Origin of the sequence: Paenibacillus sp. FSL M7-0420 (genome assembly GCF_038002345.1) — a bacterium.
Taxonomy (GTDB): domain Bacteria; phylum Bacillota; class Bacilli; order Paenibacillales; family Paenibacillaceae; genus Paenibacillus_AQ.
Genome location: NZ_JBBOCJ010000001.1, coordinates 1,935,715 through 1,955,378, shown reverse-complemented (window position 1 = coordinate 1,955,378; position 19,664 = coordinate 1,935,715). Strand labels below are relative to the sequence as shown.

Below are 19,664 nucleotides of genomic sequence, written 5' to 3'. Positions count from 1 at the left end.
CTTAAACTCCCTTTCTGTCAGCGTTGTGTTAATAGTGTGCGTTCTCAACCAGCATGGCAATGCCCATCCCCGTTCCGATGCACAAGCTGGCTATACCGTAATGCTTAGAGCTTCGGACCATTTCATGGACCAGCGTAACAAGTACCCTGGCTCCGCTTGCCCCGACAGGATGTCCAATCGCAATCGCGCCGCCATTGACATTCACCTTCTCCGGGTTAATCTCCAGCTCATGCAATACCGCTATGGCCTGTGCCGCGAAGGCTTCATTAATCTCGAACAGATCGATAGCTTCTAGAGGGATATCCTGGTTCTTAAGCAGCGACTTAATAGCTCTTACCGGACCCATTCCCATGTAGGCAGGATCTACGCCAACCAGTGAATAACCCTTAATATAGGCTAAAGGCTCTACCTCAAGCGCCTTGCATTTATCTTCCGACATGACCAGCACAGCCGCCGCTCCATCATTGATCCCCGAGGCATTTCCGGCAGTAACCGACCCGTTTTCTTTAAAAGCAGGCTTAAGATGAGCAAGCTTCTCTTTGCTGACCTCTCCTCTTACATGCTCGTCCTCCGCAAACCAGACTGTCTCTTTTTTGATTTTAGTCATCACGGGCACAATCTGCTCTGCAAAAACCTGGTTCCGTTTAGCTTCGGCGGCCTTGATCTGGCTGTCATAGGCAAATTCATCCTGCTCCAGTCGTGAAATATGATATTTCTCGGCAATATTCTCGGCAGTAATGCCCATATGATATTTATTAATAGGACAGGTCAGGCCGTCAGCTACCACGGTATCAATCAGCTCGCTGTTCCCAAGCTTGTAGCCGTTTCTTGCATTCCTCAGCACATATGGGGCGTTCGACATACTCTCCATCCCCCCGGCCAGAAGGACACTCCCTTGTTCAGCCCGAATAGAGTTGTAAGCTAAAGCGACGGCATGAAGCCCTGAACCACAAACGGTGTTAATGGTTGTTGCAGGCACTTCAATCGGGATACCGGCTTGCAGTGCCGCCTGTCTGGCAGGATTCTGACCCTCACCCGCCTGTAGAACATTGCCCAAATAAATCTGCTCCACTAGCGCAGGCTCTACATGACTTTGCTGAAGACAGGCCGTCATCACATTTGCTCCTAATTCTGTAGCACTAAGTGTCGAAAGTCCGTTGTTAAATGAACCAACTGCAGTCCGTAAAGGACTTACCAATGCAACTCTGTTCACAAAATCTCACATTCCTTTCTGATGGTATTGGGACTTACGTGCGGGTATGATCACGATGTATGAGAGAGTATGCGTTACGGCTTAGATCGGCTTAATCAGCTTGATTAGCTTGATCTGCTATGCCGCCTTGATCGCCTTCCTCCATCTGAATATTTGGTATTTATTTACATATTCAGTGTAAGCCTAAACTTCGCTTTCCTCAACACTCAAAAATATACATAATTTTACATACGAATACCTCTAGGCCCTTGTACACTCCCCCAACAAGGTCATGCTATCATTTCCTTTGATATTCTAGTTATTAATGATTATTTCAGAAAAACCCATGAAAACATACCAAAAGAGTTCATATTTAAAACGCCTCCGGCCCTTACTTGGGTCTGGAGGCGTTTTTTGCAGCTCTCTTAGCATATTATTCCGTTATTTGAAGCAGCCCTGCTTACACCAGCTTCTTAATCTCGTCCACCGGTAACTCCACAGCTTTGGACACCTCTTCCGGGGTAAATCCATGAAGCAGTAACTTACGGATAATCTCGGCTTGGCCCTTTTCTATGCCTTGTTCTATTCCTTGTTCTATTCCTTCAGCTATACCTTCTTCATATCCCCAACGCTTCCAGGCTGGCATGAGTTCCATAATCGCTTCACCCTCCTCCGGATATTGTATCATTAATTCTTTTATAATCTCTTCATCCTGGGCCCGGTCCGGCTTGAAATATAAATCTGCCACTGACATCACAAGCGCCAGCCGACCTTGATCCAGTCGTGTCTTCAGCTTCATGAACATGCGCAGGAACTCCCGGCGCACATCTCTCGCTTCTCTTGTAGTATACCCCATCTTGGCCAGTAACGCAGCAGCCACTGCATTGTCTGAATCAATAAATCTTCGCCAGTTCTGCTTACGCAATTCTACCTTGAGAAACTGAAAGCGCAGGATCTGATGCTCAGGAATAACCATCTCCAAGGTGTCCTGCTCTTCCCTGATCTCATCTGAAGTGAAGATGGCAATCGGAATAATCAACTTATGCTCTTTACGGTAGCGTTCAAACAGACGGCTGAAGTAAATAAACATCCGTTCATGGAACCGTGTATCTCTATACGACTGCGGCTCCAGGTGTATCAGAATATAACCGTCCAACCCTCTGTAACGGATTTCTAGCAGCAGATCCAGCTCCCGCGCTTCCTCGCCAACAATATCCACCAGCAATTCCTGCATGAGGAACCGGGTTTCACTATAGTCCAGCATGGAATCAAGCTCAGGAAAAAACAACTCAATAAATTCCTGAAAAAACGTCTCCAGCAGCTTCTTAAAAGCCTCATCATGTGGTAAGGGTATTTTAGTCGCCTCCTGTTATATCCTGCCTGTTTCTTGTGAGTATATTCCATTTTAGTGGAATTCAATATAACAAAAAGCACACACGTTCGCATTTGATGCAAGAAGAGCCGCAGATGTTGCTCCTGTGGCTCTTCTTTTTAAACTATTTGTATATGCATCAGCGCTCAAAACACCCGCTTCTTATCCTTCTCCTCAATCAAAATCTGCACCGATTCCTTGAACCGGATCGCATGAATGATCTCCCGCTCGCGCAGGAACTTGAGGCTGTCCTGCAGATCCACATCGTCGGTCATGTCAATCAGCCACTGGTATGTAGCCCGGGCCTTCTCTTCTGCGGCAATGTCTTCATACAGGTCAGCGATCGGATCTCCCTTCGCAGCGATGTAGGCAGCTGTGAACGGAACACCGGCAGAGTTGTTATAGAACAACGCATGATCCCGCTGCGCATAGTTCGGGCCTAAGCCTGCGGCTTCCAGCTCCTGCACCGAGGCGTCCTTGGTCAGCTTGTAGATCATGGTGGCAATCATCTCGAGATGGGCAAATTCCTCAGTCGAAATATCTGTCAGCACCCCTATCACTTTATCCGGTATTGCATACCGCTGGTTCATATAGCGCAGCGCCGCAGCCAGCTCGCCGTCCGCACCGCCGTATTGCTCCATCAGATACCGGGCCATCCGCACATCACATTTGCCGACACGCACCGGGTATTGCAGCTTTTTCTCATAGATCCACATTCGTGAACTTCCCCCTCCTTAAGACTTATTTCATTCCCGGCTTCATGCCTTAGACTTGCCAAGGCCAGGGACTCTCGCTCCATTGCCATGGAGCCTTGGAATAGGCGCGGCCGAAATTCTGCAGCGGTCCGTATAGCTCCTGGAACTGGTTCGCCAGCTTGGTGCGCTCATACGTCAGCTGATTGAACTGCTCAATCGCCTTCACATCCTGCGGATGAGTGTCCAGGTACAGATTCAGCTCTACGAGTGCAAAATCAAGTACCTGCAGCTGCTCCAGCATCTCGTAATAACGGGGCTCGCAAGGATTAGCTTCCATAGCCTACTTCCCTCCTTTGAACTTGGATTCATAAGGGCTGTATAGCGATGGCCATAACGTTCCATGCTTGAGCGCCTCCGGCAGGGAGAACTGCGGCAGATTCGGGGGCTGAAACGTGACGAATTGATTCGGCGGCACAACATACGTCTTGAACGGCACCGGCGGACAAGGATCAAACGGTCCCCTGTACGGTGTCCATACGCGATCCTGGGAGTTCAATGATCATTCCTCCTCTTTGGGTTTGACAGTATTGCCTGATGGATGTCCAGATCTCTGATCATTACCTTCGTAACTAACTTATGACGGTCCAAGGGTGGAAAAGAACAACTGCCCAATAAAATCGCCGCCGATAATCATCATTCCTGCACAACAAAAAAACAGGGACCCCAAAAACCTTGTAAACCGGCTTCTGAAGTACCCTGCTATATTGGAAAATATAAGGGCGGGGGATAGCCGCATTCGCTTAAGCATCCCGCTTATCTTACGCTTCCCCTTCCACTCACTACATTTACTCCTTCTCCTCTTCCCCGCCTTCCGCATCCTCTTCAGGCTCTGGCGCAGGCTCGCGGTGGATATTAATCCGGGTAATCCGCAGCCGGGTGGACTCCTCCACCTCGAAGGTGACATCGCCAACCACAACTTTCTTGCCCTTGGACGGGTTGCCCTCCAGCTCCTTGAACAGCCAGCCGCCGATGGAATCCACCTCGTCATCCTCAATCACGACGCCTGTGAGATCGTTAACGTCTTCAATCAGCATCCGGCCCTCTACGGAGATGTAATCGCCGTTACGCTCTACGCTGGGGCGTTCATCCTCGAACTCGTCATGCAGATCGCCGACGATCTCTTCCAGAATCTCTTCAGCGGTCAGCAGCCCCGCCGTTCCGCCGTACTCGTCAACGACCAGCGTCAGCTGGGCCTTGTTCTTCTGCATCAGCCGCAGCGCATGGCTGATCTCCATCGATTCCGGCACGTTCAGAATCGGCCGGACCAGGGAAGCCAGATCATTCTGCTGCTCCGGCGGGGCGAACAGCAGATCCGTGATATGGATGAAGCCGATAATCCGGTCCTTGTCCTCGAAGGCCACCGGATAACGCGAATGCTTCGTTTCCGTGATGATCCGCATGTTCTCCTCCAGCGGAAGATTGCTGTAGAGTACATCCATATCCGTACGCGGCAGCATGACTTCACGGGCCAGCAGGTCCGAGAATTCGAAGATGTTATCCATCAGCTTCATCTCATCCTGATCGATTACCCCGCTCTTCGCGCTCTGATTCATCAGAATGCGGATTTCTTCCTCCGAATGGGCAGCCTCGGCTTCACTGGCCGGCTCCACGCCGAACAGTCTCAGCAGAGCGTTCGCTGATGCATTCAGCACCCAGATGAAGGGCAGAAACAGATTATAGAAGAACATCAGCGGAGCGGACAGCAGCAGTGCTGAGCCTTCTGTTTTTTGAATAGCCAGAGATTTCGGTGCCAGTTCCCCCAGCACAATATGTAAAAAGGTAATAATCGAGAAGCCGATAATCACAGATACCGTTGAGATTAGCGTCTGGTCAGTAACACCGATCTGGTACATCAGAGGCTCCACCAGCAGCTCCGAGATCGCCGGTTCCCCGACCCAGCCGAGTCCAAGGGAAGCGAGTGTGATCCCGAACTGGGTGGCCGACAGATACGAATCCAGCCGCTTGTTGACCTTTAGCGCATATCCCGCCATTTTATTCCCTTCGCTGACCAGCTGGGTCAGACGGGACTGTCTGACCTTAACCAGCGAGAATTCCGCCGCAACAAATACACCATTTAATAATACGAGCACCAGAACGAGCAAAAGATTAAGCACTAATCTTCCTATTTCAAATTCCGTATGCACTATAATAACGCCCCATTTCTACAAGGTGATCGCTTTTCTGGTTTTGAAATCGACCCCGGGATAATACATATCGGCCACGAGCAGGTTAGGCCCGCAGCAGCCTGCTGCATCACAATAACAGTTCACTTGCTGATTCAAGGGATGCTTAGTCTGCCACTCAGTGAAAATGTCATCCAGCTTCGCGTCGCTGATATTGCCAAAGGCGGATATATCGGCGAAGTCCGTTACAAAGACATCGCCCGTGAACAGATTGACATTGACCCGGTTTCTTCCGTCCGGATCATTGCGCAGCGTTACATTCTTCTCGCTGCGCAGTCTGCTCAGCAGCTTCTGGTCTTCCTCCAGGAAGCTGCAGGCGAAGAACGGCAGCGTGCCGAACAGCATCCACATCTCCGGGTCACGATGATCCAGCAGGGAATGAATGGCAGTATTCATCTCCCGGAGCGACAGCACAGGCAGCTTCGAGGCGAAGCTGGATGCGTACATCGGGTGTACCTCATGCCGTCTTGCCCCCATGTCCCCAATCAGCCGGTGAATCTCGGGAAGCTTGGTGTGTGTACGGTAGTTGATCATCGACTCGGCAGAGATCAGCATACCATCGCTGCTCAGCCGGCGGGAATTCTCCAGCATCGTGTCGTAGAGCCGGTAGGCGGCCTCCTTCGAGACCGGGTGCCCGCTGTTCGCGAAGCCCACCTCGTGGAAATCATCGCCGTTCACATAATTGAACGAGATATGCATGACGTCCAGGTAAGGGAGCAGCTGCTCATAACGGGAATACGGCATGGTCAGATTCGAGTTGATCTGTGAACGGATGCCGCGCTCCCGTGCATATTTCAGCAGCGGTACGATGGTATTCTCCACCGTCCCGGCACGGAACATCGGCTCCCCGCCCGTAATGCTGATAGTCTGCAGGTGCTCTACCTCGTCCAGACGCTTCAGCATCTTGGTTAAAGGCAGCAGTTCTCCCTCTTTCATCGTAAGACTGTCGCCGACGGCGCAATGCTCGCAGCGCATATTGCATAGATTCGTCACCGTCATCTCTACACTGGTCAGCACATGCTGTCCGTACTCGCGGAGTGAAGTAATCGGGTCCCACGGATCATACTCCGGCGACAGCTCTTTTACAGGAATTATAGATGATGGCTCTAATATACTCATTTCTTAATGCTCCTTTAATGCTTATTCCTTATTATTAACCCAAAACAAAAGAAAAAGAACGATAACTTAAGCTATATCATACCACGACTACTCAAAAAAACAGCAAGGCGGAGAATACAGCTCCGCAATTCCTGCAGATACCCTATTCTCTCCTCGCTGCGCAGAACACCTATCCGGTACTTTTCACTACAGGTTCTCCCCCATCCGTCACATCCACAATGACTACAGAGAGGGCTTTGCTGAGATCACGCTCATAGGGGGTAACCGTTTCGCCTTCAGGTCCATTCAGCACCCGGACAACAGGCCGATGCGGTGTGCTGGGATCAATCTTGACCACCACACCGCTCTCGCCGGAGCTGAGCTTCACCGTAAGCCCCAGCGGATAGATGGCCACACGGTCTCTGAATAACTCCAGCTGCTTCTGCTCGTACAGGGTTCCAGAGCCGACATACAGCGCTTCTACCGCCTGATGGGGCAGCATGGCTTTTTTGTAGATCCGGTTGGAGGTCATCGCATCATAGGAATCTGCGACCCCCAGCCATTTCGCATATTCATGGATCTGCGGGCCGGTCAGTCCGCGCGGATAGCCGGAGCCGTCAATCCGTTCATGATGCTGCAGGGCACAGTGGGCCGCCAGCAGAGGAATATTCGGCTCTTCCTTAAGAATGCGGTATCCGATCTCGGTATGCGCCTGCATATGCCGGAACTCCTCCTCGCTGAGCATGCCGGGCTTTTGAACAATTTTGACAGGAATCTGCGTCTTGCCGATATCATGCAGCAGCGCACCAAGCCCGATGACCCGCAGCTCTTCTTTGCTGTAGCCATGGGCAATGCCCAGCACCAGCGTATACAGGCATACGTTCAGGGAATGGACGTACAGGTAATTGTCAGCCGTGTGCATGTCAAGCAGCATGATCATCGGGTCCTCCTGCAGGGACATGTCGTCGAGGATGGAGTCCATCACCTTGGAGAACTTCTTATCCAGATGATAAAAGCCTTTGGTGATCCCCGAGGCACCGGACATCTGCTGGAACTGGTTCCGGATCACCTTGAGCGCCTGATTACGCGTCTCATCCTGCAGCATTCCGGGGATCACAATATCCTCCGTGAGCGAATCCTCAATATAGATATAGCCGATATCGATTCTGGCGAGCCGCTTGATCAGGGAATCGGTAAGCTCCACTCCGTCCGCAAGCAGAACCAGCCCTTCATCATTATATATTTTTTTACCCAGCTTCATTCCCGCCTGAAGCCGGTTAACGGATACTAGACGCACCTTGGCTCACTCCTGCCTTTAACGGTAAAATTGCTTTGCTGTGATGCCAAGCTGAGAATCAACGCATAATAAACAGCCAGAAGACGGCTGCAAGGATAAAGCGGTAGATAGCAAAATGCGTCGGTCTGATCTTCTGGATCATTCTCATGAACAGAACCACCACCACATAAGCCACGATGAAGGAAATAATGAAGCCGATGACAAAATATCCGATCGTCTCACTCGTGAAATTCTTGTAGGAATCCAGCAGCTCATACCCCGAGGCCGCGCACATAATCGGAATTGCGATGAGGAAGGAGAAGTCGGCCGAGGCCTTGTAGCTCACCCCGCTCAGCATCCCCCCGGAAATCGTCGAGCCGGAGCGGGAGAACCCGGGCCAGAGGACGGAAATAATCTGGAACAGTCCGATCGAGAGTGCCTGCCCGTAGGAGAGATCATCCAGATCATGCGCGGTCACGCGGATCTTGCGTTTGTTAACCCATTCGGCAATGATCATCAGAATACCGCCTGCGACCAGCGCCCAGAGGACGGTGGATGCCCCGAAGAGGCTTTTGATGAAGTCCCGGGCAAAAAAAGCTACAGCGAGCGCAGGCACGATACCCAGCAGCACATGAATCAGGTTCAATCGGGCTGCCGGCATTACGCCCCCTCTGTCTCTGCGGCCGAATCCGAGCAGATCCACAATCCGCTGGCGGTAGACCAGCGCAATCGCCAGTATAGCCCCCAGCTGAATCACAATTTCATACGTCTTCATAATCGAATCCTGCTCATTGAATCCCAGAAGCTTAGTCGTTAGAATCATGTGTCCCGTCGAAGAAACCGGAATGAACTCCGTAATTCCTTCCACAATTGCCAGAATAATGGCTGTAATTGTATCCATATTACTCCTCCTGATCTAGTCAATGAAACCTGGTACTGCGTGAACTATCAATTTTACAAAAAATGGTGTGGATCATCAGGTGGATTGCCTCTCCCAGCGAACCGCTTCACACTCATCCAGACTCCCCGGCCGCTGCAGCTCCATCCGCAGCAGATCGCGGAGGAAATGAGGCAGCAAATATACCGCCTCCCGGCCATTGGCTATACTCTCGTAGCCTGTACGGAATGTAAACATATCCAGCGTGCCGACACTATATACCTTGGTATCCTCCAGCTGCTCCCCGCCGGCAAAAATCGCAATACCGTTATCATAAGGCATGACCCTTGGATCGTACAAGATTTTTAATCCGTCCACGGCCAGGGTGCCCAGTACCTCTCCCCGGAAGCCATATCCGTAGATGACCTTATTCCGGAACTCTGCCATCAGACTCTGTTCCAGTGCAGTGCGGATATCCTTGCCTGTCAGCTGTACAATACAGGGATTAATCGGAGAAGGACATAAGGCATGCAGCATGCCTGCGGTAATGTTACCCTCCGGCAGCGGGCCGAGCAGCTGGCCTGTATTAACGAGCGAGATGGGACTGCCTGTGAACTGGCGGACCGCTTGTGCCAGCAGGTTGCCAAAAGGAGACTCCCCCTGCAGATCCAGCGGCAGCATGCGGTCGCTGATGGCAACCGTCTCCTCCAGGGCCTCACGCCCGCGCTGCAGATGGATCGCTGCCGCCGGAGCAATAAGCTCCTCTGTCAAGGCAGGATCAACTTCCGTGCAGCCTCCTTCGGCCAAGTGAAACCCTCCGTCCGGCTGCTCCCGCTCGAAGACCAGCCGTCCTGCGTACCGGCCGAATTTGCCGGCGCCGCATACGGCTGTCCCGTTAATCATCTGCGGCTGCTCCAGCATATGGTGGGTATGCCCGCCCAGAATGGCATGCACGCCTTCCAGCTTCTCTGCCAGCCTCTGGTCTGCGGGCAGCCCCAGATGAGACAGAATGATCACGATATCCACCTGCGGGGCAAGCAGCTGAACCTGCTCGCGCAGCGCCTCTTCCGGGTCCAGCACATCCCAGCCGAGCAAGGAATAGAAGGAGGTGAATGCCGCCGTCGCACCGGTCAGCCCAATCTTGATGCCATCCTTCTCCAGAACCGCGCGGCGCTGCATCCAGTGCGGCGGCTCACCGGTGGCGGACTCCAGGAAATTGCAGCATACCACAGGACACTGGATACCTGTAAATATGGCTGAGAGCATCTCCTTGGAGAAGGTGAGACCCTCGTTGTTGCCGATGGTAACCGCATCGTATCCGGTCAGATTCATAATGTCTATGTTGGCCTGACCCATCGTGCCTTCCGTCTCTACAGCAGCGCGGTCCATATGATCGCCGATATCAAGCAGCAGTACCGGCTCCCCGCCCGCCTCTGCCTTCATCACGGATATCACTGCCGCGAGCGGACTCATCATTTCAAAGTGGCTATGTATATCATTGGTATGAATAATGGTTAATCTTTGCGGCCCAGGCTTCATAAGCTGGCTTCCCTCCCACTTGTACAGCCGTTTATAAAGTAAGCGGCAGGCTTGTTCAGTTCTAGAGTTAGCATAACATTTTCAGACTCAATATGGTATATTGTAATCATTATAAGCTGTCCTAAGCTTAAGTCCAGAAAGGGTGAAGAAAGCATGCATATCTCCATCCGGCTGTTCGCCGGTCTGGCCGAAATCATCGGCTCCTCCACGCTGGTCTTCCACGCCCATGAGTCCCCTGTGACAGCAGGCCGGCTGAAGGAACTCCTCTCCGCCTCCTATCCTGACGCCGCGCCGCAGATCGGTGTATCCCTGGTAGCCGTTGATCAGGAATATGCGCCCGATGATACGGATATTACCGAAGGCTCAGAGGTGGCCTTCATTCCGCCCGTGTCCGGCGGTTAACCGGACCGTTTCCCTTCCGCGAATCTGCACAGATACACAACAGGGTAGGACCAGCGGTTTGCACAATCTGCAAGCTACAATCAGTACTCTTACACCATTGAATATTGCAGACTTTGTTGCTATGCTGTAAAAAATTGCTATAGTAAGGTGGCCTATTCATTGAGAGTACACGTGATGGATCTTAAACCGGGTGATCATCTGCGGATGGATACCTTCAGCTCCCGCGGGCTGCATGTACTCCCTAAGGGATCACGGCTGCAACTGGAGGAAATCGCCAAGCTGATACAGCACGGCGTTGATTATGTAGATATTGAAACGGTACAGGAAGAGCCTGCCCCTTCCAGCCGCACCTCAATCATTCAGGCAGCAGCCAGCAGCTTCGATACCACGATTGACGGTTTTGAGTCTCTATATATGGAAGCGCTCAGCAAAGGCAGCTTCAATCAGTCCGTAGTGGACGATATTCTGCAGCCGACCTTGTCCACGCTGGACAAACATAAGGACGTAGTAACACTCCTGCTGCTGCTGGACCGGGAAGATAATTATACCTACAACCATTCCCTGCAGGTAGGCATGCTCTCCTATTATCTTGCCTCTTGGCTTGGATATTCCAAGACAGAATGCTATGAGATCGGGCGTGCGGGATACCTGATCGATATCGGCAAATGCCGCATCTCCCCCGCGATTCTGAACAAGCCCGGCAAGTTAACCCCTGATGAATACGAAGAGATCAAATTACATACGGTTTACGGGTACGAAATCATACAGAATTCCATGAACGATCCTTTCACAGCTCTGGTTGCCCTGCAGCATCATGAACGCGAGGACGGCTCCGGTTATCCCAAGCAGCTGACCAAGACAGACATTCATCCTTACGCCCAGATTGCAGCCGTTGCGGATATTTACAGCGCCATGACCACTCACCGGGTCTACCAGTCCAAGCAGGAGCTGATTTCCGTTCTGCGTGAGATCAACTCCCTCAGCTTCGGGAAGCTGAACGGCAAACCGGTTCAGGCCTTCATCAATCACCTGATGCCGAACTTTATCGGCAAGCGCGTTCTGCTGAGCACCGGTGATATGGGTGTTATCGTGATGAACAACCCGCTGGATGTCTTCCGTCCGCTTGTACAGAGCGAAGGCAAGTTCCTTGACCTGTCCCGCGAACGCACAATTGCCGTCGTTGAGATTTACATGGAGTAGAGAGATTTCCTCTACGCAAAATAAATCAAGCAGCCCCCTGCGTTGCCGCAGAAGTGCTGCTTGAAGTTGAATACCAACTAGATAGCCTCCCCCGGCCGGGGGAGGCTATCCTTTTATCGAATAAGTGTAAACAGTATCTCGCCGCTAGGCACTTCTGTCCCTGTGCTCTTAAGCACATCAAGGTATTGTGACGAGTTGGTGACAATCACCGGTGTCGCGGTTACAAATCCGGCTGCACGGATGGCTTCGAGGTCAAATTCAAGCAATAGCTGACCCTTGACCACCTTCTCGCCTTCCTTCACTTTTTTGGTAAAATGCTGACCCTTAAGCTTCACGGTATTGACACCGACATGAATCAGCAGCTCCGCACCGCCCTCCGAAGTAATGCCGATGGCATGTCCTGTGGGGAATACAGTAGTTACCGTTCCGTTCACAGGGCTGGTTAAGATGCCGGAAGAAGGCTCGATTACAATGCCCTTGCCCATCGCGCCGGAAGCAAAAGCTTCGTCAGGCAGGGTGTCAAGCGGCTGCAGCGTTCCTGCCAGCGGGCTTACAACCAGTTCTTTATCAATCAGCGTCGGTGTAGTCGTACCCGAGGTTGCACTTAAGTTAACTGATGCCGCAGCATCTGTCTCAGGCTCCTCGTAGCCAAACACCAGCACCAGTACGGCGGCCAGTACAAATGCTACCAGTATACCAATGACTACCCAGACAAATCCGGTGCCGAAATAGGTCGGCAGCGCCAGCAGACCCGGCAGTGAGAAGGATAATGCTCTTGCGCCGCCTGTTGCAATAATTGCACCGCCGATAGCGCCGGAGATACACGCATAGATGAACGGTTTTTTGAGCTTCAGGGTGACTCCATAAATGGTTGGTTCAGTAATCCCGAAGACCGCAGATAGTGTAGAAGAACCGGCGAGTGCCTTAAGCTGAGGGTTCCGCGATTTCAGGAATACACCGAATACAGCCCCGGCCTGCGACAGAACGGCTGCACTGAGAATAGGCAGCATGGTATCCTGTCCCAGTGTAGCAATATTGCTGAGCATGATCGGTACGAAGCCCCAGTGTACACCGAAGATTACGAACACTTGCCAGAACGCCCCGGCTATGGCTCCGGCCACAAGCGGACTTAGATTGTAGAGCCAGGTATAGCCAGAGGCCAAGCCGTCACTGATCAGGGAGCCGACAGGTCCGAAGGCCAGGAACGTAAGCGGAATAACAATGAGCAGTGCGAACATGGGAACAAGAATATTCCGCACGGACTCATGAATGAAGGAACGGAACCAGCGTTCCACATACGACTGCACCCATACCGCCAGAATAATCGGGATCACGCTGGAGGAATAGTTGATCAGTACGATCTTGATCCCCAGGAAGTGCAGCGGGTCAGGTGAGCCTACAGCCGCAATGACTGCGGGATAGATCAAGGCTCCAGCTATGGCAATGGACACAAATTGATTTGCCTTGAATTTGCGCGCTGCCGTAACCGCCAGGAAGACAGGCAGGAAATAGAACACGCTGTCGGCAGCCGCATTGAGGATCATGTAGGTGCCGCTGGCAGCACTAATCCAGTCCAGTGACAGAATCAGGGCCAGCAAGCCCTTGAGAATCCCGGCCCCAGCCAGTGCACCCAGAATCGGCGAGAAAATACTCGAAATGATGTCCACCGCTTTACCCAGAACTCCGGTGCTTTCCGAGCTTTCGTCACTGCCGCTTTTCTCCGCATCCTGAAGCGAGGTTTCCTTCATAATCTGCTCGAACACCTGGCTGACATTGTTGCCGATGACCACCTGAAATTGTCCGCTGTTCTCAACAACTGTGATGACTCCCGGAGTCTTCTCCAGCGCTGCTTTATTGGCTTTGCTGTTATCCTTCAGCTTGAATCTTAAGCGCGTGGCACAATGGAAGACGGAATTCACATTCTCTTCTCCGCCAACGAGTGTGATAATTTGTTTGGATAAGTCTTTATTGCTCATTTGGGTTTGCTCCTTTTGAAATCTGTAATATAAGCATCGCTGCAGAGGGGAGTTGTGCCAGCCCTTCTATCTTTCCCCTCTGCAAACAAGAAAAACCTGAACTCAAGGCAAAAAAGGCGTAGAACACACGCTATTTTGCCATCAGCTCAGGTTTTGCCTGCATGACCAGTTACACCCTGACAGATGATATGAAAATATATGAAATATTGTAGTCTTACGTAGTTACGTGTTACTCCAGGTTATTGCGTTCAGTTACACGCTGAATGTGAATCGTCAAATAGACATATTCATCCTTGCTGAGGCTCTGGCCATGGGATTTCTCCAGATATTCATTAATCTTGCCTACGCATTCGAAAGCCTTGACATAGGTTAGCCTCACCTGATTGTACAGGAACTCTTCCCCGCTGTTGTTGGTCTCCTTCTTCAGCACCCGCATGGAAAAATACTGCAGATGGGTCAGGAACCGCGAATAATTAAGCGAGGTCTCGTCCAGCACAACCTTATAATGATAGGTAACGATGTTCAGGATATTCTGAACGATCTCCGTCATCTTGATCGTAGATCTTACCTCCGTGCCATCCATTCTGGCGTTGACCAGGTGAAGGGCAATGAAGCCGGCTTCATCCTCACCCAGCGAGAGGCCGGTGGTCTGTTCAATCATCTTCAGGGCATCCAGCCCGATTCCGAATTCCTTCTGGTAAAAGCGCTTGATCTCAAACAGCATCGCATTCTTCAGCTGAATCCCCTTCTCAAAACGCTCCAGCGCGAAATGAATATGATCCGTCAGCGTCAGATAGAGATTATCGTTCAGCTCTGTGTGCAGCACTCCACTCGCGTAGGTGACGATGCCGCTGGCCAGCTCCAGGTGAGCTACCGGAATATCATTCAGCAGTTCAGTCAGCCGGGCAGTGAATTCATTCTCGTTCAGCAGAAAAATCTTATCCACCTTGGCAGGGTCCACATAATCACCCGCCACCTTATTGAAGGAAATTCCTCTGCCCATCACAATAACCTCCTTGCCCTTCTGGTTCTTGGTCAGGAGCACATTATTGTTCAGCACCTTCTCGATAATCATCTCAAATTCACCTCCTGACGCATAGTTTGTACAAAAAAAGCCTAAGTTGATCCCAATATCATTCATAAAATGATACTCGCATCAGCTTAGGCATTGCCCGCGTTACCGGTCACAATCCTGTATTACTGTTATTGTAGCATAAATAAAAGCGATTTCAAGAACTTTTTTTATCCTAAAGATCTGAATATTTATATTAGGCTTCATTCCGGTTTGAAACTGTATTTCCAGGGTCACGCTAATAGAAGACAGTAATACAAGGAGGAGATAGGATGCTTGCGGTTCATCAGCGCCTTGCTGAGCTATATACCCTTAGTCTGAAGCGTCCGCTGGCTCCGGCGGAGCAAGACGAGCTTCAGCACTGCCTGCATGTCAACACCGTCTACTGCTGGGAAATGGCCCGCCTCCATATCGAAGCTCTGTTGGCAGAGGATACTCAAGATACCGGATGGCAGCAGGAGATCAGTGTGCAGCTGCTGGAGGTCCGGGTAAGCGGGAAGCCGGGGAAACGGCCTTAACGGGAAGGAACTCTACACTTTCCCCTTATTATTCCAGACGCAAAAAAACAGCAGCCCCTCCCCCACATCGGGGCCAGGCTGCTGCATGTGCTTCTATAAGAAGCGGAACTGTGCTTCTATTAATCCGTTATAAATACCGTCGTGCTTGGTCAGCTCGGCATGGTTGCCTTCTTCCTTGATCTCGCCGTGATCCAGCACCACGATCTTATCCGCATGGCGGATGGTCGAGAGGCGGTGGGCGACGATGAAGGAGGTCCGGCCCTGAAGCAGCAGCTTCAGCGCTTCCTGAATCTTGATCTCCGTCTCCGTATCAATGCTGGCGGTCGCTTCATCCAGAATCAGAATCCGCGGATCGGCCAGCAGCGCCCGGGCGAAGGACAGCAGCTGGCGCTGTCCCATGGACAGTGCGCTTCCCCGCTCCTCCACCTCGGTATCATAGCCGGCAGGCAGCTTGATGATGAAATCATGGGCGTCTACGGCCTTGGCAGCCGCTTCAATCTCTTCGTCCGTGGCGTCCAGCCGCCCGAAGCGGATGTTGTCGCGGATCGTTCCCGAGAAGATGAAGGTATCCTGCAGTACAATCCCGATCTGTTCGCGCAGACTCTGGAGTGTAACCTCGCGGATATCCCGGCCATCAATGGTGATGTGACCACTCTTAATATCATAGAACCGGCCAATCAGGTTGATGATCGTGCTTTTGCCGGAGCCGGTATGTCCTACAAGGGCGATGGACTGGCCTGCTTTGACATCCAGATTGATGCCTTTGAGTGCCGCACGGCCTTTCTCATATTCAAACACTACGTTATTAAAGTGAATATCCCCTTGAATCTTGGACAGCGGCGTTGCTCCCGGCTTATCCTGAACCGCAGGCTGTTCGTCGAGATACTCGAAGATCCGCTCGGAGGAAGCCATCGCCACCAGCAGCTGATTGTACATCTGCCCCAGCCGGTTAATCGGGTCCCAGAAGTTGCTGACATAACTGCTGAAGGCGACCAGGAAGCCGACCGTAAGCTCTCCAGACTGGATCAGGTATGCCCCGAACCAGAAGAGAATCATCGTCCCGAAGCCGCCGGTGACTTCAATGATCGGACCGAATGCCTGGTTCATGGCTGAGGCCTTGTTCCACGACTTCCGGCTGTCCATATTCATGGCATCGAAATAATGCATGTTCTCTTCTTCCTGTGTGTAGGCCTGGGTGACGCGAATCCCCTGTATCGACTCATTTAGATGGGAGTTGATCCGGGAATTCTTCATGCGCACATCCTGCCAGGCGATGCGGATTCTCTGCCGCAGCTTGGTAGAGATCAGGAACATGATTGGAACGGTAATCATCACCGCCAGCCCCAGCTTCCAGTTGATCAGCAGCAGAATAATCATAATGCCCAGCAGCTGCACACAGTCAATCATCAGATTGACCACCCCGTTGGTGAACAAATCCTGCAGCGAGTTGATATCATTGGTCACCCGGACAAGGACTGATCCGGCCGGACGTTTATCGAAGAAGTTGAAGGACAGCTTCTGGATATGCCGGAACAGGTCCGAGCGCAGGTCATAGATCACCCGTTGGCCGATCACATTCGTATATTTGATCCGGTATACGCCGGCGATCCATTGAATCAGATACAGCACGATTACACTGGCTGTGAGCGTGTAGAGCAGCGTCAAGCTGGTGCTTCCCTCTTTTGGAGCAATCGCTTTATCAATCGCCATACTGGTCAGGAATGGAACCGTCAGCTTGGTAATCGTGCCCAGAATCATCATGATCGAGACCAGCGGCAGCATCTGCTTCGCATATGGCTTCATATAGCCGAATAAGCGGGTGAACTGCTTCCAGTCAAAAGCCTTGTCGATCACATCATCGTCTTTATAGATAAAACGTTCTTCAAGCGTCTGTTCTTCAACCTTACTGTTGTCGGTATTTAATACGCCTTCAGCGGTCTGCTTGGAGGTCTCAAGACTCATGCCGGATCACCCGCCTCTCGCTTGTTATCCCTGGCTAAATAATCGGCGTACTGAATCCGGTACACATCCTGGTAAGGTCCCGGGACCGCAATCAATTCCTGATGGGTTCCTTGCTGGACCATTCTCCCTTCATTCATGACAATGATCTGATCGGCATGACGCAGGGAGGAGATCCGGTGGGCAATAATCAGGGTGGTCCGTCCGCGCATAACCTCCTGGAACCCGGCCTGAATCTCATGCTCCGTCTCCATGTCCACCGCACTGGTGGCATCATCCAGAATAAGAATCCGCGGATTCTTGAGCAGTGCGCGGGCAATGGCAATCCGCTGCTTTTGGCCGCCCGAGAGACCCATTCCCCGCTCACCGACTACGGTATCATAGCCTTCCGGCATCTCCATAATGAAGTCATGCGCCTTCGCCAGCTCGGCGGCACGGATAATCTCATCCATGCTGACATTCTTCAGTCCATAAGAGATATTATTGCGGATCGATGAGGAGAACAGGAAGGTCTCCTGGAACACCGTCGATATTTGCGAGCGCAGACTGCGGACCTGGAACTCACGGATATCCACACCGTCGAGCTTAATACTGCCCTGATTCACATCATAAGCACGCATCATCAGCTGGGTAATCGTGGATTTACCGGACCCCGTTCCGCCAAGGAAGCCAATGACCGCGCCGGGCTCGGCATGGAAATGAATATCCTTGACTGCCGGCATTTTGTTGCCGTAAGCGAAGGTAACATGGTCGAACTCCACCTCTCCCTTCACTTCAGCTGCAACAAGCTCGCGGGCATTCTCTTTATCCCGGACATCAATCTGCTGATTCAGCACTTCCAGCACACGTTCGCCGGAGGCCTTCGACTGGGTATAGTTGTTGATGTGGAACCCTAGCCCCCATACCGGACCGATGATGTACCAGATCAGGCTGAAGAAGGCAACCAGCTCACCCAGCGACATCTTCCCGTTGATTACCAGCGTACCGCCTACACCCAGCAGGATCGCTACACTGACCGAAGCCAGCAGCTCCATGAACGGGAAGAATTTACTCCACAGCTCAGCTGCAAAAATCTGATTATCTTTATAACGTTCATTACGGTGTGAGAATTTATCAACTTCGTAGGCCTCTCTGGCAAACGATTTGACCGTTCTTACCCCGGTGACATTCTCCTGTACAGCCGTTGTCAGGGAACTTAACGCCAGGCGCATCTCCTGAAAGGCCGGATGAATCTTGGATTCAAATCTGAGTGCGACTACCGCCAGAAACGGCATTGTGATCAGAGTAACCAGCGTCAGCTGCCAATTGATGGTGAACATCATAATGGAGCCGAACAGAACCATGAAGAACACATTCAGCAATTGGGCGAATCCGAAGCCAATGAACATCCGGATTGCTTCCAAATCCCCGGTCAGCCGGGACATCAGGTCACCTGTCTTCGCCGTATCATAATAACGGAAGGACAGAAATTGCAGCTTCTCATAGCAGGCATTGCGCAGCCGGTAGGCCAGGAAATTCCCCAGCCGTCCGCCGAAAAATCCATGGGCAAACTGCAGGCACGCCTTAACAATAATGACAGCAAGCACACTGAGAGCGAGTACGGGCACCTCAGTAAACTTTAGGGGAACAATAACATCATCGATCAATCTCCTTAACAAATTGGGGGTAATAAGCCCCACTGCAGTTGCGGCCGCCAAACATACAATCGACAGAATCAGATAGTGCAGCTTCTCCCGATAAAAGCCCCGCAGTTGCCTGAGAACATCCATATCTCTCCTCCTTAAAGCTTTACGAAGTAAAGCTGGCTCCGTAAGCATAAACTTAGCTTTACGAAGTAACTTGCCTCCGTAAGCAAGAACTTGGTCTCTAAATATCGCACCGTAAGCTAGCTTTTTTAGCGCTTCCAATTTAGTGACTTTAAGCAGTTTATCATCCCTAATTTAATGCGGCAAAGGGGAGAAACCACCGTTTTCCCTCTTTTTCCGGAATAAACCGGGCTTAAGCAGGGGCTAAAGGACGCCCGTCGTTTTAAATGCTGCTATTTCCTCGCAAATACTGCTCAATTAAGATATAGCAAGATTCAACTGGGCGAAGGGGCTTTTTGCCAGCCTGATAATAGGAATTTTATGTATTATTCCCAACACCAATTGCAGCTCTTATGATGAAATAAGCGCTTCTGAGTCCCCATACAAAAAAACGTGCCCCCGAATCTCCGGCCTTAGGCCATTAAGATTCAAGGAACACG

General features: G+C 51.5%; 17 protein-coding genes. 3 read left to right on the top strand and 14 right to left on the bottom strand.

Annotated features, from left to right (window positions below):
- Window positions 1-28: 28 nt before the first annotated feature.
- From MKX51_RS08215 to MKX51_RS08170, 10 genes are all read right to left on the bottom strand, one after another.
- Entirely contained in the window at window positions 29-1,213 is a 1,185-nt protein-coding gene (locus MKX51_RS08215) for an acetyl-CoA C-acetyltransferase (RefSeq protein WP_340992005.1), read from the bottom strand.
- A 439-nt stretch (window positions 1,214-1,652) separates the two neighbouring features.
- The gene (locus tag MKX51_RS08210) at window positions 1,653-2,546 is read right to left on the bottom strand and encodes an Rpn family recombination-promoting nuclease/putative transposase (RefSeq protein ID WP_340995558.1); all 894 of its coding nucleotides are present in this window, start codon (window positions 2,544-2,546) and stop codon (window positions 1,653-1,655) included.
- 164 nt (window positions 2,547-2,710) lie between these two features.
- Window positions 2,711-3,280, bottom strand: a complete 570-nt coding sequence (locus tag MKX51_RS08205; protein ID WP_036692823.1) for a manganese catalase family protein — start codon at window positions 3,278-3,280, stop codon at window positions 2,711-2,713.
- 49 nt (window positions 3,281-3,329) lie between these two features.
- A complete protein-coding gene (locus MKX51_RS08200) occupies window positions 3,330-3,596 on the bottom strand; it encodes a spore coat protein CotJB (protein WP_036721463.1) in 267 nt (88 codons plus the stop codon).
- 3 nt (window positions 3,597-3,599) lie between these two features.
- Window positions 3,600-3,815, bottom strand: a complete 216-nt coding sequence (locus MKX51_RS08195; RefSeq protein ID WP_036692819.1) for a spore coat associated protein CotJA — start codon at window positions 3,813-3,815, stop codon at window positions 3,600-3,602.
- 289 nt (window positions 3,816-4,104) lie between these two features.
- Window positions 4,105-5,463, bottom strand: a complete 1,359-nt coding sequence (locus tag MKX51_RS08190) for a hemolysin family protein (protein WP_445321990.1) — start codon at window positions 5,461-5,463, stop codon at window positions 4,105-4,107.
- Window positions 5,464-5,481: 18 nt separating this feature from the next.
- Window positions 5,482-6,621, bottom strand: a complete 1,140-nt coding sequence (gene yfkAB / locus MKX51_RS08185) for a radical SAM/CxCxxxxC motif protein YfkAB (protein ID WP_340992004.1) — start codon at window positions 6,619-6,621, stop codon at window positions 5,482-5,484.
- A 169-nt stretch (window positions 6,622-6,790) separates the two neighbouring features.
- Window positions 6,791-7,897, bottom strand: coding sequence for an HD-GYP domain-containing protein (locus tag MKX51_RS08180; RefSeq protein ID WP_036721458.1), 1,107 nt, complete (start codon window positions 7,895-7,897; stop codon window positions 6,791-6,793).
- A gap of 58 nt (window positions 7,898-7,955) precedes the next feature.
- Window positions 7,956-8,777 carry an undecaprenyl-diphosphate phosphatase gene (locus MKX51_RS08175; protein WP_036721455.1) on the bottom strand — a complete coding sequence of 274 codons (822 nt, stop codon included), beginning with the start codon at window positions 8,775-8,777 and terminating at the stop codon, window positions 7,956-7,958.
- 75 nt (window positions 8,778-8,852) lie between these two features.
- On the bottom strand, window positions 8,853-10,292 hold the full coding sequence (locus MKX51_RS08170; RefSeq protein ID WP_340992003.1) for a bifunctional metallophosphatase/5'-nucleotidase: 1,440 nt from the start codon (window positions 10,290-10,292) through the stop codon (window positions 8,853-8,855).
- Window positions 10,293-10,445: 153 nt separating this feature from the next.
- On the opposite strand from MKX51_RS08170, the gene MKX51_RS08165 reads away from it, so the two are divergent.
- Both MKX51_RS08165 and MKX51_RS08160 read left to right on the top strand, forming a co-directional pair.
- On the top strand, window positions 10,446-10,694 hold the full coding sequence (locus MKX51_RS08165) for a MoaD/ThiS family protein (RefSeq protein WP_036692939.1): 249 nt from the start codon (window positions 10,446-10,448) through the stop codon (window positions 10,692-10,694).
- Between the two features lie 159 nt (window positions 10,695-10,853).
- Window positions 10,854-11,894 carry an HD-GYP domain-containing protein gene (locus MKX51_RS08160; RefSeq protein ID WP_340992002.1) on the top strand — a complete coding sequence of 347 codons (1,041 nt, stop codon included), beginning with the start codon at window positions 10,854-10,856 and terminating at the stop codon, window positions 11,892-11,894.
- A gap of 113 nt (window positions 11,895-12,007) precedes the next feature.
- Here the strand turns inward: MKX51_RS08160 and MKX51_RS08155 are convergent, their stop codons facing one another.
- Both MKX51_RS08155 and licT read right to left on the bottom strand, forming a co-directional pair.
- The gene (locus tag MKX51_RS08155; RefSeq protein ID WP_340992001.1) at window positions 12,008-13,870 is read right to left on the bottom strand and encodes a beta-glucoside-specific PTS transporter subunit IIABC; all 1,863 of its coding nucleotides are present in this window, start codon (window positions 13,868-13,870) and stop codon (window positions 12,008-12,010) included.
- Window positions 13,871-14,099: 229 nt separating this feature from the next.
- Window positions 14,100-14,945 (bottom strand): BglG family transcription antiterminator LicT, encoded by an 846-nt coding sequence (licT, locus tag MKX51_RS08150; protein WP_340992000.1) that lies wholly within the window; start codon window positions 14,943-14,945, stop codon window positions 14,100-14,102.
- 269 nt (window positions 14,946-15,214) lie between these two features.
- Between licT and MKX51_RS08145 the strand changes: the two genes are divergently transcribed.
- Window positions 15,215-15,460 (top strand): DUF7667 family protein, encoded by a 246-nt coding sequence (locus MKX51_RS08145; RefSeq protein ID WP_340991999.1) that lies wholly within the window; start codon window positions 15,215-15,217, stop codon window positions 15,458-15,460.
- Between the two features lie 93 nt (window positions 15,461-15,553).
- Here the strand turns inward: MKX51_RS08145 and MKX51_RS08140 are convergent, their stop codons facing one another.
- Together MKX51_RS08140 and MKX51_RS08135 are read right to left on the bottom strand one after the other, a co-directional pair.
- Window positions 15,554-17,422 carry an ABC transporter ATP-binding protein gene (locus MKX51_RS08140; RefSeq protein ID WP_340991998.1) on the bottom strand — a complete coding sequence of 623 codons (1,869 nt, stop codon included), beginning with the start codon at window positions 17,420-17,422 and terminating at the stop codon, window positions 15,554-15,556.
- Window positions 17,419-19,188 carry an ABC transporter ATP-binding protein gene (locus MKX51_RS08135; protein WP_340991997.1) on the bottom strand — a complete coding sequence of 590 codons (1,770 nt, stop codon included), beginning with the start codon at window positions 19,186-19,188 and terminating at the stop codon, window positions 17,419-17,421. The genes MKX51_RS08140 and MKX51_RS08135 overlap by 4 nt, the downstream gene beginning before the upstream one ends.
- Window positions 19,189-19,664: the final 476 nt, after the last annotated feature.

Bases quoted from the DNA above. Each gene is read 5' to 3' on its own strand.
- MKX51_RS08135 (WP_340991997.1), bottom strand. From the start codon at position 19,188: ATGGATGTTCTCAGGCAACTGCGGGGCTTTTATCGGGAGAAGCTGCAC.
- MKX51_RS08205 (WP_036692823.1), bottom strand. From the start codon at position 3,280: ATGTGGATCTATGAGAAAAAGCTGCAATACCCGGTGCGTGTCGGCAAA.
- MKX51_RS08170 (WP_340992003.1), bottom strand. From the start codon at position 10,292: ATGAAGCCTGGGCCGCAAAGATTAACCATTATTCATACCAATGATATA.
- MKX51_RS08145 (WP_340991999.1), top strand. From the start codon at position 15,215: ATGCTTGCGGTTCATCAGCGCCTTGCTGAGCTATATACCCTTAGTCTG.
- MKX51_RS08155 (WP_340992001.1), bottom strand. From the start codon at position 13,870: ATGAGCAATAAAGACTTATCCAAACAAATTATCACACTCGTTGGCGGA.
- licT (WP_340992000.1), bottom strand. From the start codon at position 14,945: ATGATTATCGAGAAGGTGCTGAACAATAATGTGCTCCTGACCAAGAAC.
- yfkAB (WP_340992004.1), bottom strand. From the start codon at position 6,621: ATGAGTATATTAGAGCCATCATCTATAATTCCTGTAAAAGAGCTGTCG.
- MKX51_RS08175 (WP_036721455.1), bottom strand. From the start codon at position 8,777: ATGGATACAATTACAGCCATTATTCTGGCAATTGTGGAAGGAATTACG.
- MKX51_RS08140 (WP_340991998.1), bottom strand. From the start codon at position 17,422: ATGAGTCTTGAGACCTCCAAGCAGACCGCTGAAGGCGTATTAAATACC.
- MKX51_RS08165 (WP_036692939.1), top strand. From the start codon at position 10,446: ATGCATATCTCCATCCGGCTGTTCGCCGGTCTGGCCGAAATCATCGGC.
- MKX51_RS08200 (WP_036721463.1), bottom strand. From the start codon at position 3,596: ATGGAAGCTAATCCTTGCGAGCCCCGTTATTACGAGATGCTGGAGCAG.